This window comes from Paenibacillus tengchongensis (assembly GCF_008973665.1).
Classification (GTDB): domain Bacteria; phylum Bacillota; class Bacilli; order Paenibacillales; family Paenibacillaceae; genus Paenibacillus_AQ; species Paenibacillus_AQ tengchongensis.
In genome coordinates this window covers 72,599-95,928 of sequence record NZ_WACP01000016.1, presented here as the reverse complement: position 1 = coordinate 95,928, position 23,330 = coordinate 72,599, and the positions used below count along the sequence as shown (strand labels likewise).

Here is a 23,330-nt window from a genome sequence, read left to right as displayed (position 1 = left end):
CCGTTAATACAAGTATTTATAGCGGTAGACAAACGCAATCGTCACGCTCAGACCCGCGCCGGTAACCGTAAATTCTGTCTCACCCGGCAGCAGCGCCGGAAACACTCCGTTGCTTATTCCGTAAGCATTCGCGCCATTCTTCCGCACAGTCTGCTTATCCGGTGCGCAATCGATCTCTACGACGTCAGAAGGCCCGGCCGATCCCGTCAGTACTATCGTAGACTCTCCGTCCGATAGCGATAGATTCGTCCACGCGCCGGTTATGCGGATCAACGGGTAGGCGTCGTTTGTGCCTGCGTTGTTTACCGTAAATGTCTGTCCGCTCGCCGTAATCGCGAACGCGTGATCCGTGTAAAAGTAGCCGTTGCCCACCGTAAGCCCTTCGCCGTAATAGTGCAGCGCGGTATCTTGCGCCGACTCCGGCCACGAATCGTTCATGCGCAGATTCACGTCGATTAAACGGCTTCCCGTCGCGCCGATCTGCAGCGTACCGGCGTAAACACAGCGGTATTTCTTATCGGGCATATCGTTAAATTCGAGCGATAACGTTCCGCGCCGCGAGTTGAATATCCGCGCTAGATTCGCCACGGTTGCGGAGTAATCAGCGGCCGACGACGTAATCTCGAACGTCAGGCCCAGCGGCCGCGCCCCGTAGTCAAATCCGTAATCGAGCACGCCGTCGCGCCCCGGAATCTTTACGGTATTTTCCTCCGTCTCCGGTAAAACAGGGAGACGACGCTCATAAAGCGCCGCCCCTACCGTTGATAACCATATTCCGTTTACATTAACGTCAAGTAACATCAGAACGTCTTCACCCCCGTTGCCTGAATCCGGCTGAATGCGCGCTGCCGTTCGTCATACAGCGCAGCCACGTCGAGTTTGTCGCCGAGCGTCACGTCATTAACGCTCATATCGATCTCGTTCGTGACGTAGACAGGCGCGGCCGGCTCGTTCGATACCGCTTTTGGCGCGGCAATCATCCGCCAGAGTTCCGCCTGCTGCTGCGGGTTCAGCACGATCTCGCCCGCGTGCGCCTGTACCGTAACGGCAGCGCCCCGCAGGCCCGCGATGATTCCGCCGTCCGCGAACGATTGCAGCTTCTGCCCACTGTCGGACGTAATCCCGTAGATATCGCGCAGCTCCTGGTTACGTGCGGCCAGGCGCGCCATTTCCGACGTATCGCCGGCCGACTTCGCAGCGGCCCATTGATTTTTATTAGCGTTGTACTCCGCAAGATCGGCGGCCTTCTGCGCGCTGGAAAGCTCGGACATCTTCGCCTTGTATTGTGTCAGGAACGTATCCAGGTCGGAGAGGATCGTCGCGTTTGCGCTGGCCGCTTCGGATACGCGGAACGCTTGGACGCCGGCTTCGAGCGCCTTAACGTCCGTGCTGTACGTCTCGAACGTATCAAGCAGCGCATCGTATTGGCGTTCGGTCCGGTCGCGCTCGGCGTCGAATGCGGATTCCTGCGTGTCACGCTCTTTTTCCAGCGCGGTCTTCTGCGCTTCGAGCTCGCGGGTCCGCAGTTCGCGGCTGTATTCGAGGACCATTCGGTCGCGTTCCTCGATCGCCTGTTCACGCTCGGCAATGCCCTCCGGCCCGACAGCGGAAGCCAGCTCGTCAATTCGCGCGTTCTTCTCGGCGAGTTCGGTCGCATAGTCGGCGTCGGAATATTGCTGCTGCTCCTTCGCCATCAGCTCGTCAATGGCGTCGATCTTTTCCTTTTGCGCGGCGAGGTAATCCTTCTTCCGCTTGTCAATCGCATCAAGGTCGGCCTTCTTCGCGTCGGATATGGCGTCTTTCTCCGCTTTAACCAGGTCTTCCGCGAGGTCGGCCGCTTTCTCCGCGAGGTCCTTCCGGGCTTCATATAGCGCCTTTTCCTCGGCTGCCGTGGCCGCGTTCAGGTCCTTGCGCGCTTGATAAATGGCTTCGTCCGCTGCCTTGTAAAACTCCGTATCCTTACCGTACTTATCGCGCAGCTTCGTCCACAAATACGTCCGCTGGTTCGCGACCTCGCGCTCCGTCTTGCCAGCGTTCTCCATGCGGCGGATTTCGGCGTCGATAAATTCGGAGGAAGCGTCGTAACGGTCCTGATCCGATTCGGCTGCGAGGCTCTTAAGCTGCAGCGTGAGGGATCGCGCGTCGTCAACGGATTCTTTGAGAAATTGCGCGTGCTTCTTTTTCAGCTCGTCGTATTTCTTAATCTGCGCGTCGGCCGTCAGGTTGTAGTATTCCGACACGTACTGTACCGTTTTGAGGTCGGCCTCGTACGCGGCTTTACGCGCTTCGGCAGCGAGTTCGGCCGGAGTCTTTCCGGTTTCCTTCTTCGGTTTATCCGGGTCCGGCGTAATCATATCCGAGTCAAACTCGACGATACCGTTCGCAACCTCGGCCGCAATCTTCTCCAGCTCGCGCGCAGTATCGGAGTATTTCTGCTGTTGGCGCAGCGCCTCATCGCGTTCTTTCTCGATTTGTGACGTGACATAGCCGCCGAAAACGATGCTGCTGACCGACGGCGTTTCGCCGCTTTTACGCGCTGCACCTTGCGCAACGGACTCCGCAAACGTATCCGCACGCGCTCCGGATACCTTACCCATGGCGGCGAGCAGCTTAGTGTAGTTGTCGATCTGCGCCTGGACCGACTTGGCTTGCGCTTCGGCTTCCGATTTCAGATTGTTGATGCGCGCGGTTACCTGCGCTGCCGCCGCGTCCGTAAACCGTTTATCCGTATCAATCTGCGAGAGGATTGTATCGATATTGCTCGCGCGTATGCGACCGTCTTCGCCCTGCTGCGCGTTAAGCTCCGGGTACTGTGCGATGAGCTTTTCGGTGATATCGACGAGCCGGCGCTGCTGGCTGGCGTCCAGTTCTTGCGCGGAGTTGAGCGTCTTAAATTCCGCAGCATACGCGCTCATTTCCTTAAGCGTCTGCTTCTTTGTTGCGAGCGCCTGGGCTTCCGCTTTGTCCTGATCGGAAAGTCCGATGACGCCCTGCTTGATAACGGCGTTCATTTCGCCGAGCTTGGCGGTCGCCTGCTCAACGCCGGAGTAACCGAGTCCTTTAAGCTTCGCGTCAACGTCCGCAAGGGCTTCGCTGATTTCGATAGCTTCGGACAGTAACGCCGGTGTACCCTCTCCGCGCGACTGGAGCGCCTCAATTTCGTTTAAGCGTTCCTGCAGCCGGGCCCGATCCTGTAATACCGGATTCAACTCTTCCGTCTTCGCCTTGAGCGTTTCGATGTCAGAGGCCGTGCGGTTGATAGGCGATTTTTCGAGCAGCGCGTTGAGCTCTTTCTGCGCGGCTATCGAGTCCTCCGTCGCTTTCTTGTCCGCAGCTTTGGCGGATTTAAGCGCCCCAAACGCAGCGGCCAGCGCACCAACGACGGTTATCGCAATGCCGAACGGACCGGTCGCGATGCCAAGAAACGCGGCAGCCGTCTTCACCGCGCCAAGTATCGCAGGCAGCGTCTTAAGCAGCGTCGCGGCCCCGGCCAGTACGGTGATGAACGCTAATACGCCGGCTGTTCCCGTTGCGAGTCCGGCCACAAGCGCTTTATTTTCGCTGACGAAATCGGCAAGACCGATAATCAGCGGAGTCAACGTATCGAGAACGCTTTGTACCGCTGGCGTGAACGCTTCGCCGAGCGCGACACTTGCGGCATTGGTCGCCTGTTCAAAACGCGCTTGAGAACCTGCGTATCCTTGCATCGCCCGGTCCGCATTACCTGCGAAGATTGCGCCTTCCCTGATAAATCCGTTATAAGCAGCCTGTATCTTCTGCGCTTCCGTCAGTTTTCCGGCGGTCGTACCGATTGATTTCGCGTACTCACTCTGCATAACAGATAGGTTCTTCGTGATACCGACGGCATCCGAAAGAACCGAGTTGCCGTTCTTGATCCCATCGAGTGACGCCTGAACCGCCTCGCCCATCGTATAAAAAGACTGACGATTATACGCAGCGCTGTCCGCGAGCGAGTTAATCAATTTCGTCGATTCGCCCAGGCCCAGCCCGGTCGATAACGCCGTTTTATACGCAGTCACCGCCTGTGTCAGCGTCAAGAACCCGCGCTGCGCGAGGTCCTGCGCTGCTTGCTGCGCGTCCTTCGTTTGCACGCCGAAGCCCTTAGCCACCGCGTTCAGGCCCATAAACGAGTTATAGAGCTTTGTGCTCGCGTCCACCGCCGACATCATTTCGCGGACAAGCTTCGTCAGGCCAGCGCCAGCACCTATACCGGCCAATGCGCCGCCCATACCGCGGAATCCGTCAGCGCTGCGCTTGCTTTGCGATTCGAGTTCGCTGATCTTCCGGCGGGCGTCTTCCATCTGCTTCTTAAAGTCCGCTGTCTCTACCGTAATGCGGGCGCGGATTTCGCCGACATTCGTTGTCATCGCATCGCCCTCCTAATGGCGTCCGCTATAAAGCGCTGGTAAAGGCGCTCGTTCGTCTGCAGCGGACTTGATAAAAACTTCGGTCGCGTGCCGGGCGTCGTCGGGTTCTTGTACTCGCCCATTTCGTGAACGCGCAAGGCGTAGTTGAACCGGATGCCAGAGCGCGAGGTTTCCGTTGCAGAGTAAAAGACCTCGCCGTAGACTCTACCGCTGCCGCTCGTTACTTCCCTGCCCGAGGTCATCCGCAGCGTTCCTTTGTCCAGCGGAGCGATATCGCGCGAGGTAGCGAGGAGATGATCGGTCGCGTCGTGTACGCCCTCAAGCGCACCGGCCACCATCCGCTCGGCCTTCTGCGCTAAGAATCCCGCGAGATTATCGTTCATATCGAATTTCATCCGTCCTCACCTCATCCCCGCGCGCATCATATCGCGTAATTGTTCGAAGCCCTTGCGGTCAAACTGCGGCTTATCCGGCGCGCTGAATCCGGCCGTCTGCTGCAGACTCTCTGCGTACTTGCGGTAGGCATCTACGTTCGTCGTCTGCGCCATCGTCGCCGTATTGAGATCGCTCAGCAATTCGCCGGCCTTAACGCGCTTATCCGCATCGAGCACGTCGAGCAGGTCCATCACGTAATAGCCGCGTTCAAACTCGGCCTGCGTCTTGCCCAACCGCACGGCCGCGTCGATCATAAACTCATCCAACGTTAGGCTGCGTCCTGGGCCGGCGCCGTCTGTTGCGCCAGGCTCAGAACGCTTTGCGCGTTTTTTAAGAGTCCGCCGAAATCGTTGACCTGCGCAACCTTGACGAAATACGCAAGCAGCTCGTCAGGCGAGGTATTGTCCGCGATCCATTCCGCCTCAATGCCGGTCAGTACCGCGACGATCTCTACGATCTCATCGAGCGCGTGATCGAGCGCGGCCAATACGTAGGCAATCCGGCTGCCCGGCTCCGTATAAAATGCGTTAACGATGAGCTGCGGCAGCGTCTGGACGGCCGCGAAAAGATCGCGCCATTGCGTGATTACGATCTTACGCACCTTGACCGTCTTAGGGTCCGGTCCATCTGCGCCAAAAATGACTGTATTCGGGTCGGTAGCTGCGGGGTTAGTACGTTTTAAAAACGCCATTCAATTCGCTCCCTTTGCGTAAAGTAAAAAGGCGAGCCGAAGCCCGCCCGCTGATATTACGGAGTTGCCGTGACCGTTTCGTCGCCGAGGATCAGGATTACGCTGTCCTCATCTGGAGTGGACCGGAGAGTGACGTTGGTAATCCGCTCGTTCTCGTTGTTGTACGAGTACGACAGGTCCGTCTCGCTATACGCCAGAGGCAGCGTAATCCAATAATCAGCGTCCGTCAGGTGGGCCAGCGGCTTGATTACGGCCTGTTTCGCGGTATCGATCAAATTCAGACCGACGCCTGTCTTAACGTTGACCTTCGTGCCGCCTGCGCCGGTAACGACTTCTGCGCCGGCCATGATCTTCGGAATTACGGTCAATTCGTACTCGCCAAACGGAACCGTTACGCTGACATTGCGGCCGGTGATACGCTTGCCTACGATGGTCTGGCCGGTCTGGTCCGTGAGTTGATCCCGGTATGTCGTTTCCGTAGTGAGTACGACGCCGCCGATCGTTGTCTCGAATTTAACGAGGTCTGCGCCGGTTCCGTATTCAACGATTGCCGGGCCGACTTCGATCTTGCTAAAATTTTGCCCCATTCATCGCGCCTCCTTTAAATTAAAAAGGCCGCCCGGTATCGGACAGCCTTGCGTTACTATGCGGTTGTAAACGTGAAATTGACGGAATATAGCGTCCTCGCGCTCTCGTCCGTCCCGAGATAAAACGGCGCGCTCTGTTCGGCTTCACTACGAATGACACGCGTTGTGCCGACCGCAAACTCCTGCCGGTTGTGCAGCGCATTGAAGAACGCGTACGCCTTCGCTTCGGCATCCGGTGACTTTTTCGCGCGGATAACGATCTGCACCGACGGCCGGCTCACGGATGACCACTCGTTCGGCGGCCGGCCTCCGTTGATTCGCGTATAAGCACAGTCGTCCGGATTGGCCGCTGCGAAATCGTTGCCGACGATGGTAATGCCGGTAACGAGCGTGCGCAGCAGCGCGTTAAGCTCCGCGATTGTAAATAGCGCCATTACACGCTCACCTCCGTTAGAATCGGTCGACCGCTGAAATCCCGTATCACGCTAATCGTTAATGGATCATAGGTCGTTACCGCGCCTAATTCGTTGGTAAACGTGAGCTTGTCGCTGATTCCGATTGCCGCGAGCTTATCGAAGAGAAACGCGCCGGTGCTGACGACTTCCTCTCCGTGCTGATTGCGTACGATCCGCACGCCCTCGTCAAATCGGCATTTCAGCGCGTAATCTTCTCCGTAAATGGGATCGCCGTAATCCGGGTCGTGGCCGCTTAGCGGTGATACGACGACGGTCTGACGCATAGGTACAATCGCCATTACAGTACCAGCCTCCCCGTTCGCCGGAGCGCCAGCTTAACGCCGTTCTCCGCGCCGATAAGGTCGAGCGCAGCCTGCGGTATATACTTCCGCGTGCTTCCGCCCGGCCCGTTGACCGCGCTGTCCTTAAAATTAACGGACACCTTGCCGCCGACCGACGTAGACACAACGCCTTTCTGCGCTATGCCCGCCGTGTCGCCGAATACCGTTGCCAATACGTTCGCGAACTCGTACACGGCCGCGTCCGGTATCGTATATTGCGGATAAAACCGAGCGAGATCGCGAGATGCGACGTTAACTATCCGTAGTTTTTTCGCCTCGTCTGCGCCGGCCCAATCGTCAATATCGATACAATTCGCGGAGATATACAGGTCCGCTCCCGTTACGTCTGCCATGCGTTACACCTCCGTTTATTTTGCGGAGGTTTTTGTACGTGGCCGGCGCTGTACCTGAGCAGGTTCCGACTGTTCCTCCGCTTGAGGACTCCCCTTTTCAAGGGCTTCCTCTGAATACCCATAATCTCGGACGAGCAGCCTGCGCAGATACTCGTCCTCTACCTCCGCCGCACCGTTAACAAACACGACTCCCGCCGTAACTCCTTCATAGCGCGGGTTTGGCGTCTTTACTACGACCATCTGCGCACCTCCTCGATTTAGACAATGATACCGGACAGACGAGCAGCAGACTTACCGTCAAACAAGGCAAGCCCGGTATAGAACTCGATGCGAGTACGGTAAACCGGTTTATCCTGGACTTCTCCAAGGTCAGTTACCATTACGCCGCCATTTGTAAGTCCCGACGCAAATTCGTCCGCGCCAAACTTAACGGCATAAATTGAAGTTGTATTCGTGGCGGTACCGGTTGTCTCGCTATGTCCGATGACCTTGTTTCCGTCTGCCTTATCGCCGGCGTCAAAAATAGGAACACCATTATACGCGGAAACCTGTCGGCCAAAAGCGTCGACGGTAGTTTCGTGGAAACCGAGCTTGCGCGCTATCGTGTTCAGACGGATCATAGTCTTCGAATCCATATACAAGGCGTCGGCCCGACCACGTGTTTGATACAGCAGCGCATCCAGCGCTTCCAAGAACGTGTCGTAGTTCGCTGCATCACCGATATTAAGACCATTCGTCGCAGCAGTAATTACCTGAGCACCTGTCAGACGCTTTTTCAGGCCATCGAAGGACTTCGAGTCAACAGCGATGTCTCCGTTAAAAAACGTGTCCTGGAACTTGTATGCAGCAGCCTTTGTCTTCAATGCGGTATGGACTGCGCGCTGGTCATTCAAATTTGACCGTGTCTGCTGAATGAACTTGTCAACGTCAGCGTCTCCGCCCATGATTGCCAAACTTTCCGTCAGTTGGTTGAGAGCTCCGGTCGACTCTGTATAAGCCTCGTTCACACCACGGAATGCGATTCCAGGCAGAGAATCCTCGCGATTATACGAATATGCGTTACCTTGAATCTCCATAAACGGCAGGTACTGCAGGATCGGCGCATTCTGGACAAACGTTTCAATTACGCCCTGCTGCAACGTGTTTTGCGAAAGCTTTGCAGATTCCAAAAGAGTTAATGCCATTTTTTTATTTCCCCCTAATTGATTGAATGATTAAATCAGACCGTGAAGCCTGCTAGGTTACTTACCTGTGCTTGAATAGCCGAGAGCCATCTTATCTCGCGCACCTAACGTTGAGACGTCCACTCTGCGGCTGCCGCCGTTCGTGTCTCCGCCAACTTGTCGAGAACCCGGCTTCACTTCCGCGACCAGGTACGCATTCTCCGCGATCAACGCCTCGACCGCTTCCTTCACGCCGGCCACGTTGCCTTCATCGTCCACGCTCGCGCCAGTCAAGTCCGCCAGTTTCAGCGCAGCCGCCAAGCGTTCGGCCGGCACGTTCTTCTCGCGCGCAAGCACCTTAAACTCAGCGTTGATCAAGCGCTGATTCGCGGCTGCGAGCGCTGCGGCCCCTTTGCCTTCGGCCTCCTGCGCTTTCTTCTCCGCAGCGTCTTTCTCCGCCTGCAGCCGTTCAGTCTCCGTGAGTTTCGCGGCCTCGCGCTCTGCCTCCGCCTGTTCCAGCGCGGTCAGCTTCGTTTTCAGCTCATCGTAATCAGCGAACTTCTTGCGCTCGCGCCCGAGTCGGTCCGCGATCAATGCGTCGAGCTCCGCCTGGGTGAACGTCTTCTCCGGCGCGGCAGGCGCTGGGTCCGGCGTCGGATCGGGGTCACCTTCCGCAAAGTGCTGCAGATTAAGCGCGTATCGAGAACGTTTCATTTCGTTTTCCATCGTGTTCCTCCATCCGCTTAAAGCCCGTCGGCTATCGAATAGCAAGCCGTTGCCTTTTAACGTCGGTAAACGTTCGGACGGGAGCCTATTGCTCCAGCAACTTCGGATCGCGCACCGGGGAAAGCGTGTGCCGGCATTGCGGGTGAAATAGGTCACGTCTTGAAATGTCGCCTACGAACGGATAGTCTCCGGGCGCGTCCGGCGTCAGTTTTACGATACGACCTTCCCACTCGCGGCATCTATCCGTTGCGCCGTGACGAGATACCCGCGCATAATAAGCGCCACGGCCGACCGCTTCGTTAACGGTAGCCTCCCGGTGCGTCGCGTTCATCTTCGTTCGCGTCACCATCTCGACGTAAACTTCCGGCCGCCACCGGCGCATAGCGCTATCCACTATCCCGGTCTCAACCGCGCTGCCGAGCGTTTGCCGCATCCGCTGTAGCAAGTCTGCGTTAAGCGTTCGCTGGCCGTTGATTCCGCGAGTAATGTTCGCGCGCATCGAATCGGCGGTGACTTGGCGGATGGCCTGCTTAACGCGGCGGTCGACGTTTTGCGTAACCGCGAGCAAGTCCGCCTGCGTATCCGCAACGGCCGACGCTACGAACTCGCGGTTTATTCTGTTAAACTTCGCAATCTTCTGCGCTTCCTCAAGCGTGTTGGCCGCGCCGAGATCGACGATTGCTCGCGCGATGCCGTCCGTGGCTGCCTGCGGTACGTAGCGTTCGACCCAGCCCGCCGACTCTTCGTTCAGGCCACGCAAAATAGCCGCAACCTCGGCGAGTGCGGCCTTCGCGTTGGCGCGGCTGATTGCGGTTAAGTCCAGGCGGGATAACTCGGACGAGATCGCGAGTAGCGATTGCTTGTACGCGCGGACGAGTAGCGCGACGCTGTAATCGTACGTTGGGTCCGGGATGACGGCCATTACGCAGCATCCTCGGCGTTAAATATCGAGGCGTCGACCGTACCCAGCGTCCTTGTCTCGTCTTCTTCGATTCGCTGAATCGCCTGCTGCGTCTGCGCATCGGTAAGCCCGTCGAGTCGCTTAATTGCGTCACTGACTGCGAGCGTCGGTTTTCCACCGGTGCGAATCTGTGCGATCTCCGCCTGTTCTCGTTCGTCGGTCGGCAGACCGTCCGCGAAAATAATGTGCGGTTTCGTTGGGCTATAGTCCAGTTCATCGCGGGACTGTGCGTGCTCCAAGAGCTGCGCGATAAATAAAGCATCAGTGAGCGCTCGATCAAAATACTGCCGTTTACGTGCAATTTTCGAAAGCAGCGGACCCATTCGATACTTTACGGCAAGCCCCGTCGCCCCGCTTGTACCCGCGTTTTCCTTCCCCAGCGCAACGGGAGGCATTTCCGCTATCGTCAATAGAGTATCTATGAGTGTGTCCAATTCCTTAAACGCTGCGTCAAGCTGTCCATCCCAGGTCACGTATGCCGGCGTTACTTCGTCCTTGCCTACAACTTCAAACACCTTTGCGAATGCGGCGCGCATCTGCGGATTCCCGTCCAGCCCTTCTTCAAGAATTCCGGCCGGAACCGTTAATATGGGGTCTGCGTGCTTATCCAAAATAGCCGCAATCTGCGTCAGCCGGTTATTAATCTCACGGAAGATAGCCTCATGCTCAGTAATATCGTCGATACCTTCCCAAGAATCGTCCAGCGCAAAGTTCGGAACGTGGACAACGAGGGGAATAGGTACTCCGGTCTGCTCGGCTTCTTCTGGAGCGTCAATCACGCCTGTAATCTTCCAAGAAGTAACCTCGCCGTTATGCGAGGAGCTTACGGCCATCTCGTACTTGGACGTGATTATCGACCCCGGCGCGTGGGTTTCGACATGCAGTTCCCACTTCGACACGTCGCCTGTAGCTACACATACCGGTACGGCAATGTGGTACTGGATCACGCGTTTCCGATCTCCGGGGAGTTCTTCCGGGAAGACATATGCGGCATTCTGCGCTTCTATCATTACACGGTAAGGGTCAAGAGTCTCCGGCAATACGCCACGATACCCCTGTGCCCACTTGATTTTATAGTACGAGTCGCCCCGGTAGGCATTTCCGTAGGCCATCTCGTAATTCGTAACGTTAAGCCCGTTATCCCTGACGATGCGGTCTACCGCTGTTTGCTCCGGTGATCCTTCCTCTCCGGCTCCGTATATCGGCGATTCTCCGAAGAGTAAGTCGGCCGCCTTCTTACATACCAGGTCCGCGTAGTTTGCGTAAATGTAATTGCGCCCATCACTCTCGACCATAGCTTTGATCCGCTTAATTAACTCTGCGTTCGTCGTCACGACGTCTCGGTTGTGTCGATAACGCTTGATGCGATCCTCATGCTCTTTAGGTGGGTACTGGCTACCTACTTCAAACAAACTCTTACCTCCTTTACAGGCCCTTCGGCTTTTTGTCCCATATACGTCCACGTCTCACATTTCCTCCGGCGGTTTCTACGGCTCCCGCTAAAGCGTCCGGTAAATCATCGTGCGTTCCAGAGGGGAACTGCTCCATCTGCTCGGCCATCAGCCGGTGCGATTTGCTGAAACGTAAAAAACCGCTCTCAATGAGCGGCTCCAATGACTCTATGCGTATTTCTTTCTTCGTCCTGCTGACAACAGGCTTAAGTCTCGTTGTCCCTATCTTCTCTTTTTGAAGACGTTCGCTTAACTGGCGGAACATATCGTGCTGCGCCCCGACTGTCTCAATAGAGAACGTCCTATGTCCGTAACGGCGGATAAGCTCAACCGCAGCCTCAAGCGCAACGTGCGCGGGGCATTTGCGGGCCCAGGCGTCGATAACGTACATAACCTGTGTCTGCCGGTGCTTGCCGATCGTAACAATTGCGTTGTAGTCTGACCGGTTGTTCTTTCCTTGCGCTATGTCCCAAAATGCGTAGAGGTCAAGCGGAAGTAACCGGCCGTTCTCATCGAGCAAGTCCGACTCGTCGTAATATCGAAATGTTTCCGGATTGAATATCGCGGACTCCTCGTCAATTGGGTTGTTCTGATACTCCGTGTTGAACGCTTTTGATCCGTTGTCCCACTTCCAGGTCATCAGCTTCCAAAGCGGCTGCACTTCGGGCCAGAGTACGGAAGCTCCCCGGTCCATTTCTGAACGATTCGCACTGTAAAATTCCTGTGCGCGACTTACACGTTCGGCGTCTTCCGCGTTCAAGTATATTTCCCGGCACTTGTCCCAGAGGTCAGTACGTTCGGGATCTTCGATCAACGCTTTATACAGCTCGGAGTTGAAATCCGAGCGCTTCATTACGGTTAACAGCAGCGCCTCTGCGTGAACCACCGTGCCCATATATACATAAGCCGTCTTCTTCCCTTTCGGGTCGCCTAGTGGAATGACCGTCTGAGTAAACCAGTCGCGCATTTCTTGGCGCAGCTTTGCCGTCGCAGCATTTGAGCGTATATCCTCCAAGTCATCGCAGATAATCAAGTCCGGCCGTACGCCGTCCCAGTTACGTCCGCGCAACGATTGATTTGTGGATGCCGCTTCGACTTTCGTAATCTGATGCGGACGGCCATTGGGCAGAGTCTCCCACGCAATAAATTCACTTGAATTGTCGCGAGGGTTTACACTCTTATTTATATGCAATAATTGTCCAAAATCGTTGCGAAGTTTCTCATTAGTTTTCAATTGATTCGCGATCCACTCAAGATTACCGGTGGAGACTGCGGGAGTTTCCGATATATTTATGATGTATTTTCGATGTCGGTAGACAATTTCGCGTGTGGGAAACGCGCGGGATAGATACGTAGATTTCGCGTGTGAACGCGGCGCTCCCCTTGCAATCTTGGCGTTTACTGTACGCATCGATACGTCGTCCATCGTTGCGCAGATTTCCTTGTGGAATGCGGGAGCCTCTTCAGTATCAGTTATGTCGAACCCGTCCCAATTACCTGAGTTGCCGGGATTGCGTGCCTCGCTAAAGTATTCAAGCGCGAAGAAAAGCAAATCCTCCTCCGCTCGGTGTATTCGTGAGAGTCGTTCGTGCTCGTCCAGGAGTTGCGCGAGCTCCGCCTCTTCCTCCAACGTCAGTATTGACGTGGACATCTCGTCGATCAGTGCGCCGACGCTCGCTATTAACTCCCCGCGCTCTGACCGGCCGAGCCAACGTCCGTTACTCCATGCAATAACCGCCCTCTCCTTTCGCTGATTTTGAGCGTGAAATTAGCGCCTTTGCTGCGTATCCTTCCGCTGATACTCCGGCGGGCTGAAACGCGCTAATTTGACGGTCATTTTACGTGGTTTTAAGCGCGGGACAATTGGCCGTGTATTCGACGGGATTGCCTGCGTGCGATTTAACGCTAATTCCGTAGTAGACCAACGCGTGCCCGTTATCGTAGGCGAACGAGGTCATACCGTCGTCGCTAACGAAAATGAATGCCGGCGTGCTCTCGAATACTAGCGCGGGCTTTCCGTCAACTTCCGTCCAGGTGTGCGCCTTGCCCATGCGGATACCTCCTTTGTAAAGTTCAAACGTATTTTTGCTGCGTGGATTTCTCCGACACGAAATGCGGGGCCTGCGAGGGGGTGCGGGGGAGGGCCGCCCCCTCACGTAAATACGTAAGACCACGCCTTAATCGTACACTTTACGTTATGCACCCAGTATGCAAGTACACCCTCATAAAACCCGGATTTTAGACTAAAGTAAAACACCTTGACACCCGCATAAACCCGCGCCATATCAACGTTTTCCTGCGGACATTTACGCCTGTATAAAACGGCGCTATTCACTGCATATTCACGCCCAGTTAACACGGCGTATAAACGCAGCAACCGCGCGGCCCGAACTCTTTATACGTAAGGATTACGCTGGTAATTTATACAGTCCGAGGAGACAACGTGCATAGCCGTTTATGCAGCGATATGCACGTCTCTTCCCTCGCCTAATGCGGCGGATTTGCGTTACTTTTCAAAAAATTCCGGAGGGCGCGCGTCCGGAGCCCGCAGCAGGCGAAAAAGGCCGCATGTCAACCGTAGTCAACTCGCAGCCTTCGCGTCCCTTCATTATATGGACCGTTATTCGTCCGCCTTTACAGCGTCCCGTCTCGCCTTGAACTCCGCGAGTTTCCGGTCTAATTCCGTCCGGTCCATCGCGCCTACGTCCGCCGTAATGACTTCGACCTGTTCCGTCAGCATCCCGTTCATGCGGACCAGGAGCTGCGCAGCGGCCGCGTTCCTATCCTGAATCGCAGCCTCCGCCATTGCGTCCACTACCTCCGGCAATCGATCGAGGGTATTGCGTGCAATCTGCCGCTTAAGCTCACGCTCAAACAGCGGGTCCTTAATCCAATCGTATACCGCCTGCCGGCTGACCTGCGCCTGCTCTGCGATCTCCGCCATCGTCTTTCCTCCACGCTTAGGCAGCGCCAGCCATTGAAGCGCGATAAGGTGATGCGCCTCTAATCGTTTTAGTGCCATGTCAATTCCTCCCGCAAATTAAATAGCGCCCGTCATACGCTCAGGCAGGGCGTACAACAGGCGCTTTATTATTGAGTGTACGATTTGCATATGGAAAGCATTAATTAGTGTCTTAAGACACCTTCAATAAATCAGTGTATTGTCTACGTGGTAATAGTGACCGTAATGTTGCGGCCTCGTAGAATTTGACAAGACACTCGGACAGGGCCGTCGCCGGCGTAACATCCATCTCTTCGCCATCTCTAGCCGTCATCATCCGGTATACGTTGGGTCGATTTCGGTTCGATCCGCCTACTCGTTGGTTGCGCCGTACGACCTCGATAATCTGTACCTCTTCGAGCTTCGGAACGTTACGCCAGGCTGTCACGCGATCCACTCCGGCAGCTTGCGCCATCTGGTCCAGCGTCATAAAGAACGTACCTGTCGCGCTCGCCCAACGCTTCGAATGTACCAACATCGCATACGCAAGCGCCTTATGGTTCTTGGACGGACACTTTCGTATGATCGCGTCAATCTCGCCGAAGCTGACCGTCATATCACGCTCGTATCCCGCCAGAGTCAGGTTCTTGTCGTATACGTAGTCAATGCATGCGCGCATGTCACGGGCACACTCATCGTCCGTAGCTTTGTAATAGGCACGGTCTTGCCGCTCTAACCACTCCGCCAGCATTTCGTAGGCATCAGCGCGGTCAACGCCGTTATGATTAAACAGGCGCGCAAGCAAAAGAAACGAACTATGGCGCTGTCCCGGTCCGGTCATCCCCTCGCTGTACCTTTCTGCGGCGTGTGTCAGCGAATAGCTTTCGTCCTGTGCATACGTCTCTAGCGGGCGATGCCGGCCAATAACGTCCTCCATCTCGCGAGCATCGTCAACCTCATACGCCAGGTCTTCACGGCGCACAATTGACGCGTGGTCCGTCTTCCGGATCGCAGCGAGGTAGGCGGCTGATTCTTCCGGACCCATGACGCGCAGCCCTTCCTCAACGCGGCAGAATCCGCAATAGTTGCCGGTCTTCTGGTGCGTTCCGAGCGGCAGCTTAACGCCTTGCTGCGCCGACGGTCGGAACTCAACCTCGCCACCATCGATGTTACGCGCTGCAGCCACGTCTAGAATGACGGAAAAGAATGACCGCGCGATTTCGATCGGCAGCGCCTTATCAAAAAATATATCAACGTGGTATCCTTTGTTGCCGCTATAGCTTACTGCGTAGTCATGAACGCCGACTGAATCAAGCGCAGTGGTTATCTTATACGTGACCCAGCGCGCAGTTTCCAGGCTCTGCGGGAAGTCAACATCAAACGTCATGAATCTCGTAAACTGCTGACCGGCGAAGATACCGACAGCGTAGCGGCCGTTTAAGTGTGCGTCCAGATGGTAGCGGCGCAGGGGCTTCGCGTGGTCTGTCACCGTCTTGTAATAACCACCGCCGAATTGCATCAAGTAATGACGGTTTTGAATGATATACAACTCAAACAGGCGGTCAATTACGTCCGGCAAGCGCTCCACCTCCGATCCGCACCCTATAGTATAGTAGTCCTCCTGACCGGATAACTTCAAAGAGGCCGCAGCGGTCGAGGTCGGCTGCGTACTCGTCGATTTCAGCGACGGGGATTCCAGTCATGGACGCCAGATCATCGTACGTTATCGGTATGTAGCCGTTTAACCCACGTCTTTCCATATTGCCGCCTCCTCTAGTTCCTCTTTGAGCCTGCCGATTATCTTTCCGATTTCTTCTGTGGTAACATCGTACTTTATGCGGACCATAGTCACTCCTAGCCGCGCACAATGCCTATCCTTCCGGCGGTCGAACTCCTGCTGGTATGCGAACTCCTGCGCCGATTTCCCCGGGTCTTGTCCGCTGAATGTTACAGGACGGTAGTGGTGGGGGCCGTCATATTCAATAAACGCCGCTGGTTGGCCGTCCTGACCTAACACGGCGAAATCAAAAAGGAGCGGTCGTCCGCTCGCTCCTATTACGCCTTTTTGTCGAACTTGAGTCCGGTAATCTAGCCTGTGCTTGCCGAGCCAATACCGTACCGTCTTCTCGCCTGCCGACTCCACATCGCTGTGATCGACGAGCACGTTAATATCGTACATGCATGCCGAGCAGAAGTCCTTACCATGCATACGGTCTCGAAAAACGTGGCACCACTTTCGCTTCCGTCCGACTTTCCCGCACGCATCACAAACGGGAGTAACCTCCCGTTCACATCCGCGAGGTAGATCGTCAACGGACACCTCAATTTCCTTTGCGCCAGGCTCAACGTTGTAGCCCTTATCCGTATAATACTGACGGTTCCTAAACGATGTACTCACGATTATCGTTTTCTCTATAACGGACAAGCTCGACCCCTCCCGGAAGATATTTACGACTGGGTGCGCGGAGTTTACCCGCGTCGTTCGTTCCCTTCATACTCGTAGGCAACTACGCACGCATAATGCAACCGTGGACCACATTTAGCGGTCCTACGCGTGCATTCGGTTAATCGCGGCCGCCGTCCTCTTCGTAACGATCAGTCTCGCGTTCAGTGCGGATAAGCTGCATTCTCTCTTCGGACATGAACGTGTACTTTGCGAGATCGTACTCGTGGCGGACCCACTCGGCCAGCTTATCCGCGAGGTGCTGCGGAACTTGCTTGCCGGTAATGTGCGTGTAGTACCCGCTGAGAGAACGAGCCGCCTCGTGCCGTTCCGCCATTGTTGGAGTAAAATTCGTCAGGCAGGCGACCGCCTCCGACAGGACGGCGTAGTTGTCCTTTCCGGGAACGAAGGCATCCGTAAAGAAATATCCCTTGTCCCATAGCGCGGTGACGTTTGCAAACTTTCCCTCGTTGATATATGCGATTGCTGCGCCCATATACATCCTCCTCGTCGTCTATTGTCAACTGGTGTACACTTACTTTTATATGTTAAAAGTGTCCATTATCCGGCCCTTTCCTGAGCCCGAATTAGGAGTTTTTTTAAGCTTCCCCCGGTCGTGCCGAGCCGACGCGCCATGTGCCGAGCCCTAATCTCGTAGTGACCGTGCTCATCCACCTTATACGAACGCAAATCCCCCGCAGCCAGGTCTTCCGTAATGAGCGCGTGCATCTGCGTTACGTATTCGCGCTGCCTCCGCGTCAGCCGGTCGAGCAACGCCGGTACATCTGCGTCCTCAACGTGGCGGTCGAAGACCATGCGCCAGGGCTGCGGCAGTCTCGGCGTGACGTACAGGCTGTAATACCCGCCAGAATCGCGCCTGCGTATAAGGCGGATAACGCCCGTCTGCTCCCGGTCAATGCGGCTGTATTCGGATAAGAAGGCGCGGCGCACATAGGTCACGATCTCGCCGACCGAACGCGCCTCCCCTGCGTCAACTCTCCCGTATGCGTGCCGCAGGGCCGGGATTATCACGGATTCCTCGTGCTCTCGATACTTACGCAGCGCGCGAAAGGCGAGCCCCAGCGCCTGAAACTCGGTCGGGCCGAGGTAGGCCAGAACGGTCTTCCACTCCGGAAGGTCCAGCGAGGGAAGCGCGTATATGTCGACGCCCACTCCCGATATGATGGCCGCGCGGTACTCCGGAAGTGCTGCCGGGTCGTACTTTGCCTCGTTCAGAAACGCGGACGTGCTCTTCTCCACCTGCGCCGCGACGCGAAGGTAGCACTCCTCGTCCTCATCGCGCGCCTCCTCGCGGCTAACGAAGGCCAGCGTCTTCCGGATGACGGTCTCGTCACCGTTGCCTTGGAACGCAGCCACGTCGAATTTGAATGACGTACTCATTTACGCCCCTCCCTTTTAGCGTTAAGGTGGTACGCTTAAAGTTCAGCATACCCCCCCCCCCCATTTTGTAGACGGTTCTTTGCGGTTTTGCAGAAAGCGTGTTTCTACGCGCTCATCCGCACATTCAAGGTAATTTGCGGTGTCGCTGTGCGTTTCACCTCGCGCCGTTTCGGAACCTTGCCGTCATGCTTGCGGTAGAGCTCAACGATGAAGTCGATGCCGGCCGGCGTAGCCTTGACGCTCTTGTTCAGCAGGTAGCCGCCGCGATAATACGGGATGATGCGGAAATACTGCTCATAACCTTTGCGCGGAGGGAAGCACTTGTCCACCTCGCGGCTGAACAGAACACCGTGCCCCTGCAGGAATTTCGTTAGGTCCGGCGCCTCAACTCCGCCAAGGAAGTGCTTACCGATCGTCGTGAACGCCGTTAGCCCCTCGCAGTCGAGGAACTCCGTGTACTTGTCTGCTTTCGGCTGGATAACGGCAACTTCCGCCTGCAGACGTTCACGCTCCTCCCTTTCGCTTTTAAGGTCCTGGAGCAAGGCAATCATAACGTCCGGATCGCGGAGCACCTCCTGCAATTTGGCCGGAGTGAGGTATGCTTCGTGCTTTCGCAGAGAGGGCGCTACCTCGTCGAACAACCAGCGCTCAAACTGCTCTGCCTCCGGGAGCTTCGATCGTGCAATGAGTCGGTAAACGTTACCCTCGCTTATGAACTTCATTTGCTGCGTACGTCCGAGGCTGTCGATGACTGGGCGAATCACCGACCCATCTTCCCGACAGTGCTGTCTAATTGCTGAGTGTGCGTCCTTGTACCCGAGCGCTGCCGCTACTTGCGTCGCCGCAAACATCTCCTTACTGTCAATAACGACCACCTGTACGCTGCCGAATCTCTCATGCGTGAACACCTTCGCTAATTGGTCCATTTATACTAGGCTCCTTTCGTATGTGCTTCGTATTCGTCATGCAGCCTTCCGAGTTCTACGTCCAAAGTGTCTATAGCCGCAAGGATGTCCGCCAACGCCTCTATAATTTTGTCAGCGTCCTTATTCCCGAGACCGCTCAATAACTTAAACAAGCAGTCACGGGAGCGTTGAGCAAGCCCAGCGTCACGCTCACACTCCAATTCCGCCTTATCCGCAAGGTGAAAGAGCGTCCGTACAAATGCCTGCGGGTTCTCAGTATAAGGAGACGCTGCCGCCTCCCCGAGAAAAAGCCGAAACAGCGCGAGGTCTGTTCCTCTTGTCGTTATTTCCTGCAGAACGATATCTCCGGTGCGTTCAGCGGTTACCGCCAACCCTGACCACGTAGTCAGAAACGCCTCCCTTGCGTCCCGTTCCCGCTCTAGCCTTGCGACCGCCTCATCCATCGCCATATTTACGCCGCCTCCTCGAAAACTTCGTATAATTGCTCCGACTCCGCCGAGCCGATGACGGTAGCGTAGACTTCCCCGTACTCCCAGCGCTTGTACACCTCCGTAATCTTCTCGATCGCGGAATCGATCAGCGCAGTCATTTCAGACGCTGGAACGCCGAGCGCCAAGGCCGCCTCTTTATGCGTCAGGCCGTCGCGGTAGACGCGCGTAATCGCTGCGGCTTCGCGTGCGGTCAAGCCGGCGGACCTCCCGGCCGCGTTCAAATCGATGAGGATATCGGCGGCGGCGTAATCTGCGTGATCTACACGCGCACGATGAACGGTCTCAAAGTCTCGGAGCAGGCACTTAACGCCGGCTGCCGTCTCCAAGTTGTATTTCGTCGAATAAGCGCGAGCTGCGGTTTCAGTATCGTACTTTACGGACCCCAATGCGCATTCCCCTTTTCGTTTAAATTTGTTATGCGGCGATTACGTCTATATCCCCGTGAGTATTGCGCACATTGACGTCTTGACCGTTCCGAACTCTCCGGATAAGCGCAACTCCTGCCGGCGTCACTCCGGTGTACCGCATAATGAACGGAGGCTCTGGCGTCTCGGTCACTTCGAACTCGTGAACGACAAAATACGTCGGAATGTAGCGCTGCAGCGGCAGGCCGAACTTGCGCAGGACCTTGCGCCGGTAAAGGAACTCGCGCATTGTACGCTCATCCCAGCCGAGTGCGAGCGCTGTTTGTCCGAGGGTAAACGTGTTCCCGAACATTGAAGCGTTGGGCGGACTCATTGGGTCACCTCCTCTCCGGGCATCTATGGCCCCATTACGGAGCCGCGCAGTCCTGCGTCCGACTAAGACGCGATAACATGTGATTTACGCTCCAACCTGCAACTCTTCCGCGGCGATCAAGTCCTCGATTTCCTGCCGCATCTCAAACATCCGGTAGATGCCGAGCCCGTTCTCGATCTCAAGCAGCGGCGCGATACGCTCCTTTAAGCTGCGGAATCTGTCCGGAAGTTGCAGCAGCGTCATTGCGATCCCTGCGCGCGATCCCTTCATTATTTCGATGTCCTCTTGCCGCTCCAGCTCCATTCCCTGAGCCCCGTTTAAGGTAGCGCAGAAGCCGGCGAACATACCGTCAATCACGAGGATATTGAGAATCCGGAGGCTGCATAAATCCAGCGCGCCAGCACTTTCTGCCGCCGAAACCTCGTCCCACTTTCCGCTTCTCATATTCGGCCAGCCTTCGAGAAATTCGCGGGTCTTCCCATTCATTACCGTCATAATCAATCGCTCCCTTTTCGTTTGGTTTTTGGTTTATAGTTAAGCGGTCATGCCGCTCTCTACCTACTTCAACAACTCCGCAGGCCGTTCCGCACACCTACTGTGACAATATTATTGGAACCGCTGGTCCACGTTTCGCACATCTCTATATGGTATAACGTAGCTAATGCGCTGCCCGCACACGTCCGGCGAAAATAATCTCCGCGCTCACTAGCTACGTAACCGGCCGGCAGTCTTTCGCACACCTCTCGTAAATAAAGACGACGCCCGAATCAATTCCGCACACCTCTACAATGTAAGTCGCCGGAAATTTAGCGGCTGCACACTTGATATGACGTAAGCCGACTGCGGACTGTACAATTGCCGAAAAAATGTCCTCACTGTATTCTTCGAAATGAGCACCGGCTCCCGCACCTCCTACTGTATATAGGGACAAAAATTCTTCGGTTTGGGACATCGCCGGAAAAATTTCTAAAAACAATATTTGAATCATGAAACCGACCGAATGGACGTTCGTATTACATACCATAAAGAAACGGACAACCCCCGGTGCCTGAACCGTGTGCACCCGGCCGGGAGTGTCCGCAAAAGAGTCGCAAGCATTTGGCGCTACTTGCGCTGTTACACGAAGTACCGCCTGGCGATCCTCCGGCTGCAACCGGCAGGCGCGGCGTGTGTGGTCCGTCGATGTTGGCGCAAAGACGGTCCGTCGTTAGATGTGGAGCTGCAGCTTGTGTTCCATGTGTCTAATTGAACCATCATATTCGGGGTTCTCGAAAACGGCCCCGAAGCATTCACTTATTACGGCGACAGCCTCCTGCGTTGATTGCGCGACATTGAGGCAATTTGCTTCGCGTTCCTGTTCTCCGGTGCTTCTGTGTTCTAGCGCTCTGGACATGAAGAATACGCAGGCCATCTTTAGACCGATAGTTACCTCGGCAGCTTTTGCTTTATCCATTGTCAAAATCATACATACACTCCCTTATTAGATTTAGTTAGCCAAGCCGCACACCCTGCGGCCGCAATTGAATTTCAGCCCACGTATCGTTGACCTCGCGGATGTACAGTCTGCGACGGTCTTTACGGGCGAGTCTACGCGAATACTTCATTGGTGACAACCTCCTATGGTATGGGCAACTCTTCGGGACAATCAAGACGCGTCACAAGCTTAATCAAAAGGTGCAGCGCCGGCATATCGACCAGATAGCGCGCAAGCTTCGTCAGCGGCATCGTATTCAGCAGCGGCAAGTCAGCGCCCACGACGCGGTAGGTTCCCGGTTCGTCTGCGATTGGCTCAACGATCCCGAGCGCGGCGTTGCCCGATTCCAAACGGTAAAGCGCGGCGGTGTCCGTTACCATAATCCCCCTATATTTCTCCGGCTCCATGCCGGTTCCCTCACCCTCCGGAATCCACCGGACTTTAACACGCGGGTACAAACTCATAGGCGGCAGCCTCCTTTACTGCTGACGGGATGAAAAAGCCGATTTCTTGAAGCTGCGCGGTCGATAGTGGCGGGGTAATCCCTACGTCCGCATTACCGGAGATTCCGGCGATTTTAGCGAGGGCCTTGCGGGGTATAACGAGGTTCTGTTTGGTGCGTGGAAGGTGGACGAAATAAATCGAGCGATCAGCGGCGTCGGCGGAGAATGCGCGGAAATACTTGACGCTATCTTCCGGAGCCGCGAAGCCAAACGCTTCAAACTGCGCTGGGGTTACGAGCAGAAACCCGTCATTAGCGTGCATGTCGACGTCCGGTAGGATGCCGAAGAAGAAGTCGGCCGGCACCGCGATTTGCTCAAGTACATGCGTTACGACGAAGTGACGGTCGAGACGCGGCTGACGGTGGAACGAAATTTCAATCAAGGCCATACGTGAAACCCTCCCTATGATGGTCTATATAAGTGCGGTAACCCGCGACCGGGCAATCCCGGTTTCAACCCGCACCGCTGCGGGCCCAAGGCGCAAACGCGCTCATCAGGCGGTTAATAATCGGACTGCTCATATATGCAACGCGCTTCGTCCACCGTTTTAAAGTCGAACTCCGTGTGGACAGCGCCGACAACCGTTTTGATCTGATCGTGCGTCCAGCCCTTGCGCGTCAGTGCCGCGACGATGTAGCCGAGGCAGGCGTTATTACTCCATTCGTCCATTCGTTTCACCTCGCTATATCATGTGGAAATCGTACTGCTGGCCCCGGTAGGTCAGCGCAACCTGCGTAAGAAACGCCCAGGCGGTCATACCCTGCAGCCGCGTGATGATCTCGTCAGCCCGATGCCCCAGCTCTGGGGTTTCGGCAAGCGTAATGACGGCGGTACTGCGGTCCTCGATGTACAACGCGTCCTG

The 23,330-nt window shown here is 55.8% G+C and carries 32 protein-coding genes; all 32 read right to left on the bottom strand.

What is annotated here, in order from left to right; translation table 11 throughout:
- Nucleotides 1–3 precede the first annotated feature (3 nt).
- A complete protein-coding gene (locus F1381_RS23350; protein ID WP_151737248.1) occupies nucleotides 4–801 on the bottom strand; it encodes a phage tail domain-containing protein in 798 nt (265 codons plus the stop codon).
- Nucleotides 801–4,388, bottom strand: a complete 3,588-nt coding sequence (locus tag F1381_RS23345; RefSeq protein WP_151737247.1) for a hypothetical protein — start codon at nucleotides 4,386–4,388, stop codon at nucleotides 801–803. Before F1381_RS23345 ends, F1381_RS23350 begins: the two co-directional genes overlap by 1 nt.
- A complete protein-coding gene (locus F1381_RS23340; protein WP_151737246.1) occupies nucleotides 4,385–4,783 on the bottom strand; it encodes an HK97 gp10 family phage protein in 399 nt (132 codons plus the stop codon). Before F1381_RS23340 ends, F1381_RS23345 begins: the two co-directional genes overlap by 4 nt.
- Nucleotides 4,784–4,789: 6 nt before the next feature.
- Nucleotides 4,790–5,089, bottom strand: coding sequence for a hypothetical protein (locus F1381_RS23335; RefSeq protein WP_151737245.1), 300 nt, complete (start codon nucleotides 5,087–5,089; stop codon nucleotides 4,790–4,792).
- 2 nt (nucleotides 5,090–5,091) lie between these two features.
- The gene (locus F1381_RS23330) at nucleotides 5,092–5,514 is read right to left on the bottom strand and encodes a hypothetical protein (RefSeq protein WP_151737244.1); all 423 of its coding nucleotides are present in this window, start codon (nucleotides 5,512–5,514) and stop codon (nucleotides 5,092–5,094) included.
- A gap of 56 nt (nucleotides 5,515–5,570) precedes the next feature.
- Nucleotides 5,571–6,101 (bottom strand): hypothetical protein, encoded by a 531-nt coding sequence (locus F1381_RS23325; RefSeq protein ID WP_151737243.1) that lies wholly within the window; start codon nucleotides 6,099–6,101, stop codon nucleotides 5,571–5,573.
- 56 nt (nucleotides 6,102–6,157) lie between these two features.
- Nucleotides 6,158–6,535: a minor capsid protein gene (locus F1381_RS23320; RefSeq protein ID WP_151737242.1), complete on the bottom strand. Its 378-nt coding sequence runs from the start codon at nucleotides 6,533–6,535 to the stop codon at nucleotides 6,158–6,160.
- The gene (locus F1381_RS23315) at nucleotides 6,535–6,855 is read right to left on the bottom strand and encodes a hypothetical protein (RefSeq protein WP_151737241.1); all 321 of its coding nucleotides are present in this window, start codon (nucleotides 6,853–6,855) and stop codon (nucleotides 6,535–6,537) included. The genes F1381_RS23320 and F1381_RS23315 overlap by 1 nt, the downstream gene beginning before the upstream one ends.
- On the bottom strand, nucleotides 6,855–7,250 hold the full coding sequence (locus tag F1381_RS23310) for a hypothetical protein (protein WP_151737240.1): 396 nt from the start codon (nucleotides 7,248–7,250) through the stop codon (nucleotides 6,855–6,857). Before F1381_RS23310 ends, F1381_RS23315 begins: the two co-directional genes overlap by 1 nt.
- Before the next feature lie 15 nt (nucleotides 7,251–7,265).
- Nucleotides 7,266–7,490 (bottom strand): hypothetical protein, encoded by a 225-nt coding sequence (locus F1381_RS23305; RefSeq protein ID WP_151737239.1) that lies wholly within the window; start codon nucleotides 7,488–7,490, stop codon nucleotides 7,266–7,268.
- 17 nt (nucleotides 7,491–7,507) lie between these two features.
- Entirely contained in the window at nucleotides 7,508–8,434 is a 927-nt protein-coding gene (locus F1381_RS23300) for a major capsid protein (RefSeq protein ID WP_151737238.1), read from the bottom strand.
- A gap of 57 nt (nucleotides 8,435–8,491) precedes the next feature.
- On the bottom strand, nucleotides 8,492–9,139 hold the full coding sequence (locus tag F1381_RS23295; RefSeq protein ID WP_151737237.1) for a phage scaffolding protein: 648 nt from the start codon (nucleotides 9,137–9,139) through the stop codon (nucleotides 8,492–8,494).
- A gap of 85 nt (nucleotides 9,140–9,224) precedes the next feature.
- On the bottom strand, nucleotides 9,225–10,061 hold the full coding sequence (locus tag F1381_RS23290; protein ID WP_151737236.1) for a phage minor capsid protein: 837 nt from the start codon (nucleotides 10,059–10,061) through the stop codon (nucleotides 9,225–9,227).
- Nucleotides 10,061–11,512 carry a phage portal protein gene (locus tag F1381_RS23285; protein ID WP_151737235.1) on the bottom strand — a complete coding sequence of 484 codons (1,452 nt, stop codon included), beginning with the start codon at nucleotides 11,510–11,512 and terminating at the stop codon, nucleotides 10,061–10,063. The genes F1381_RS23290 and F1381_RS23285 overlap by 1 nt, the downstream gene beginning before the upstream one ends.
- 13 nt (nucleotides 11,513–11,525) lie before the next feature.
- Nucleotides 11,526–13,181 carry a phage terminase large subunit gene (gene terL / locus F1381_RS23280; protein ID WP_343043462.1) on the bottom strand — a complete coding sequence of 552 codons (1,656 nt, stop codon included), beginning with the start codon at nucleotides 13,179–13,181 and terminating at the stop codon, nucleotides 11,526–11,528.
- Between the two features lie 208 nt (nucleotides 13,182–13,389).
- Nucleotides 13,390–13,602 carry a hypothetical protein gene (locus tag F1381_RS23275; protein ID WP_151737233.1) on the bottom strand — a complete coding sequence of 71 codons (213 nt, stop codon included), beginning with the start codon at nucleotides 13,600–13,602 and terminating at the stop codon, nucleotides 13,390–13,392.
- Between the two features lie 569 nt (nucleotides 13,603–14,171).
- The gene (locus tag F1381_RS23270; RefSeq protein ID WP_151737232.1) at nucleotides 14,172–14,573 is read right to left on the bottom strand and encodes a phBC6A51 family helix-turn-helix protein; all 402 of its coding nucleotides are present in this window, start codon (nucleotides 14,571–14,573) and stop codon (nucleotides 14,172–14,174) included.
- 112 nt (nucleotides 14,574–14,685) lie between these two features.
- Entirely contained in the window at nucleotides 14,686–16,071 is a 1,386-nt protein-coding gene (locus F1381_RS23265; protein ID WP_151737231.1) for a TOTE conflict system archaeo-eukaryotic primase domain-containing protein, read from the bottom strand.
- A complete protein-coding gene (locus F1381_RS23260) occupies nucleotides 16,055–16,252 on the bottom strand; it encodes a hypothetical protein (RefSeq protein WP_151737230.1) in 198 nt (65 codons plus the stop codon). Before F1381_RS23260 ends, F1381_RS23265 begins: the two co-directional genes overlap by 17 nt.
- Nucleotides 16,234–16,917, bottom strand: coding sequence for a PDDEXK family nuclease (locus F1381_RS23255; protein ID WP_151737229.1), 684 nt, complete (start codon nucleotides 16,915–16,917; stop codon nucleotides 16,234–16,236). Before F1381_RS23255 ends, F1381_RS23260 begins: the two co-directional genes overlap by 19 nt.
- A gap of 139 nt (nucleotides 16,918–17,056) precedes the next feature.
- Nucleotides 17,057–17,431 carry an alkaline phosphatase family protein gene (locus F1381_RS23250; RefSeq protein ID WP_151737228.1) on the bottom strand — a complete coding sequence of 125 codons (375 nt, stop codon included), beginning with the start codon at nucleotides 17,429–17,431 and terminating at the stop codon, nucleotides 17,057–17,059.
- 65 nt (nucleotides 17,432–17,496) lie between these two features.
- Entirely contained in the window at nucleotides 17,497–18,336 is an 840-nt protein-coding gene (locus F1381_RS23245) for a hypothetical protein (protein WP_151737227.1), read from the bottom strand.
- A gap of 104 nt (nucleotides 18,337–18,440) precedes the next feature.
- Nucleotides 18,441–19,262, bottom strand: a complete 822-nt coding sequence (locus F1381_RS23240) for a BRO family protein (RefSeq protein WP_151737226.1) — start codon at nucleotides 19,260–19,262, stop codon at nucleotides 18,441–18,443.
- A gap of 5 nt (nucleotides 19,263–19,267) precedes the next feature.
- Entirely contained in the window at nucleotides 19,268–19,711 is a 444-nt protein-coding gene (locus F1381_RS23235; protein ID WP_151737225.1) for a hypothetical protein, read from the bottom strand.
- Nucleotides 19,712–19,713: 2 nt separating this feature from the next.
- Nucleotides 19,714–20,139, bottom strand: coding sequence for an RNA polymerase sigma factor sigma-70 region 4 domain-containing protein (locus tag F1381_RS23230; RefSeq protein ID WP_151737224.1), 426 nt, complete (start codon nucleotides 20,137–20,139; stop codon nucleotides 19,714–19,716).
- A 28-nt stretch (nucleotides 20,140–20,167) separates the two neighbouring features.
- Nucleotides 20,168–20,491 (bottom strand): hypothetical protein, encoded by a 324-nt coding sequence (locus F1381_RS23225; RefSeq protein WP_151737223.1) that lies wholly within the window; start codon nucleotides 20,489–20,491, stop codon nucleotides 20,168–20,170.
- 84 nt (nucleotides 20,492–20,575) lie between these two features.
- On the bottom strand, nucleotides 20,576–20,986 hold the full coding sequence (locus F1381_RS23220) for a hypothetical protein (protein WP_151737222.1): 411 nt from the start codon (nucleotides 20,984–20,986) through the stop codon (nucleotides 20,576–20,578).
- A 712-nt stretch (nucleotides 20,987–21,698) separates the two neighbouring features.
- Entirely contained in the window at nucleotides 21,699–21,956 is a 258-nt protein-coding gene (locus F1381_RS23215; RefSeq protein WP_151737221.1) for a hypothetical protein, read from the bottom strand.
- 152 nt (nucleotides 21,957–22,108) lie between these two features.
- Nucleotides 22,109–22,429: a hypothetical protein gene (locus F1381_RS23210; RefSeq protein WP_151737220.1), complete on the bottom strand. Its 321-nt coding sequence runs from the start codon at nucleotides 22,427–22,429 to the stop codon at nucleotides 22,109–22,111.
- Entirely contained in the window at nucleotides 22,407–22,856 is a 450-nt protein-coding gene (locus F1381_RS23205; protein WP_151737219.1) for a hypothetical protein, read from the bottom strand. The genes F1381_RS23210 and F1381_RS23205 overlap by 23 nt, the downstream gene beginning before the upstream one ends.
- Nucleotides 22,857–22,969: 113 nt before the next feature.
- Nucleotides 22,970–23,137, bottom strand: coding sequence for a hypothetical protein (locus tag F1381_RS28465; protein ID WP_187355535.1), 168 nt, complete (start codon nucleotides 23,135–23,137; stop codon nucleotides 22,970–22,972).
- A gap of 13 nt (nucleotides 23,138–23,150) precedes the next feature.
- Nucleotides 23,151–23,321, bottom strand: a complete 171-nt coding sequence (locus F1381_RS23200) for a hypothetical protein (RefSeq protein ID WP_222850479.1) — start codon at nucleotides 23,319–23,321, stop codon at nucleotides 23,151–23,153.
- Nucleotides 23,322–23,330: the final 9 nt, after the last annotated feature.

What these genes read in the sequence shown, in the direction of transcription:
- F1381_RS23350 (WP_151737248.1), bottom strand. Translation starts at nt 801, where the DNA reads ATGTTACTTGACGTTAATGTAAACGGAATATGGTTATCAACGGTAGGG.
- F1381_RS23345 (WP_151737247.1), bottom strand. Translation starts at nt 4,388, where the DNA reads ATGACAACGAATGTCGGCGAAATCCGCGCCCGCATTACGGTAGAGACA.
- F1381_RS23340 (WP_151737246.1), bottom strand. Translation starts at nt 4,783, where the DNA reads ATGAAATTCGATATGAACGATAATCTCGCGGGATTCTTAGCGCAGAAG.
- F1381_RS23330 (WP_151737244.1), bottom strand. Translation starts at nt 5,514, where the DNA reads ATGGCGTTTTTAAAACGTACTAACCCCGCAGCTACCGACCCGAATACA.
- F1381_RS23325 (WP_151737243.1), bottom strand. Translation starts at nt 6,101, where the DNA reads ATGGGGCAAAATTTTAGCAAGATCGAAGTCGGCCCGGCAATCGTTGAA.
- F1381_RS23320 (WP_151737242.1), bottom strand. Translation starts at nt 6,535, where the DNA reads ATGGCGCTATTTACAATCGCGGAGCTTAACGCGCTGCTGCGCACGCTC.
- F1381_RS23315 (WP_151737241.1), bottom strand. Translation starts at nt 6,855, where the DNA reads ATGGCGATTGTACCTATGCGTCAGACCGTCGTCGTATCACCGCTAAGC.
- F1381_RS23310 (WP_151737240.1), bottom strand. Translation starts at nt 7,250, where the DNA reads ATGGCAGACGTAACGGGAGCGGACCTGTATATCTCCGCGAATTGTATC.
- F1381_RS23305 (WP_151737239.1), bottom strand. Translation starts at nt 7,490, where the DNA reads ATGGTCGTAGTAAAGACGCCAAACCCGCGCTATGAAGGAGTTACGGCG.
- F1381_RS23300 (WP_151737238.1), bottom strand. Translation starts at nt 8,434, where the DNA reads ATGGCATTAACTCTTTTGGAATCTGCAAAGCTTTCGCAAAACACGTTG.
- F1381_RS23295 (WP_151737237.1), bottom strand. Translation starts at nt 9,139, where the DNA reads ATGGAAAACGAAATGAAACGTTCTCGATACGCGCTTAATCTGCAGCAC.
- F1381_RS23290 (WP_151737236.1), bottom strand. Translation starts at nt 10,061, where the DNA reads ATGGCCGTCATCCCGGACCCAACGTACGATTACAGCGTCGCGCTACTC.
- F1381_RS23275 (WP_151737233.1), bottom strand. Translation starts at nt 13,602, where the DNA reads ATGGGCAAGGCGCACACCTGGACGGAAGTTGACGGAAAGCCCGCGCTA.
- F1381_RS23270 (WP_151737232.1), bottom strand. Translation starts at nt 14,573, where the DNA reads ATGGCACTAAAACGATTAGAGGCGCATCACCTTATCGCGCTTCAATGG.
- F1381_RS23260 (WP_151737230.1), bottom strand. Translation starts at nt 16,252, where the DNA reads ATGGAAAGACGTGGGTTAAACGGCTACATACCGATAACGTACGATGAT.
- F1381_RS23250 (WP_151737228.1), bottom strand. Translation starts at nt 17,431, where the DNA reads ATGGGCGCAGCAATCGCATATATCAACGAGGGAAAGTTTGCAAACGTC.
- F1381_RS23245 (WP_151737227.1), bottom strand. Translation starts at nt 18,336, where the DNA reads ATGAGTACGTCATTCAAATTCGACGTGGCTGCGTTCCAAGGCAACGGT.
- F1381_RS23240 (WP_151737226.1), bottom strand. Translation starts at nt 19,262, where the DNA reads ATGGACCAATTAGCGAAGGTGTTCACGCATGAGAGATTCGGCAGCGTA.
- F1381_RS23235 (WP_151737225.1), bottom strand. Translation starts at nt 19,711, where the DNA reads ATGGCGATGGATGAGGCGGTCGCAAGGCTAGAGCGGGAACGGGACGCA.
- F1381_RS23225 (WP_151737223.1), bottom strand. Translation starts at nt 20,491, where the DNA reads ATGAGTCCGCCCAACGCTTCAATGTTCGGGAACACGTTTACCCTCGGA.
- F1381_RS23220 (WP_151737222.1), bottom strand. Translation starts at nt 20,986, where the DNA reads ATGACGGTAATGAATGGGAAGACCCGCGAATTTCTCGAAGGCTGGCCG.
- F1381_RS23215 (WP_151737221.1), bottom strand. Translation starts at nt 21,956, where the DNA reads ATGATTTTGACAATGGATAAAGCAAAAGCTGCCGAGGTAACTATCGGT.
- F1381_RS23210 (WP_151737220.1), bottom strand. Translation starts at nt 22,429, where the DNA reads ATGAGTTTGTACCCGCGTGTTAAAGTCCGGTGGATTCCGGAGGGTGAG.
- F1381_RS23205 (WP_151737219.1), bottom strand. Translation starts at nt 22,856, where the DNA reads ATGGCCTTGATTGAAATTTCGTTCCACCGTCAGCCGCGTCTCGACCGT.
- F1381_RS28465 (WP_187355535.1), bottom strand. Translation starts at nt 23,137, where the DNA reads ATGGACGAATGGAGTAATAACGCCTGCCTCGGCTACATCGTCGCGGCA.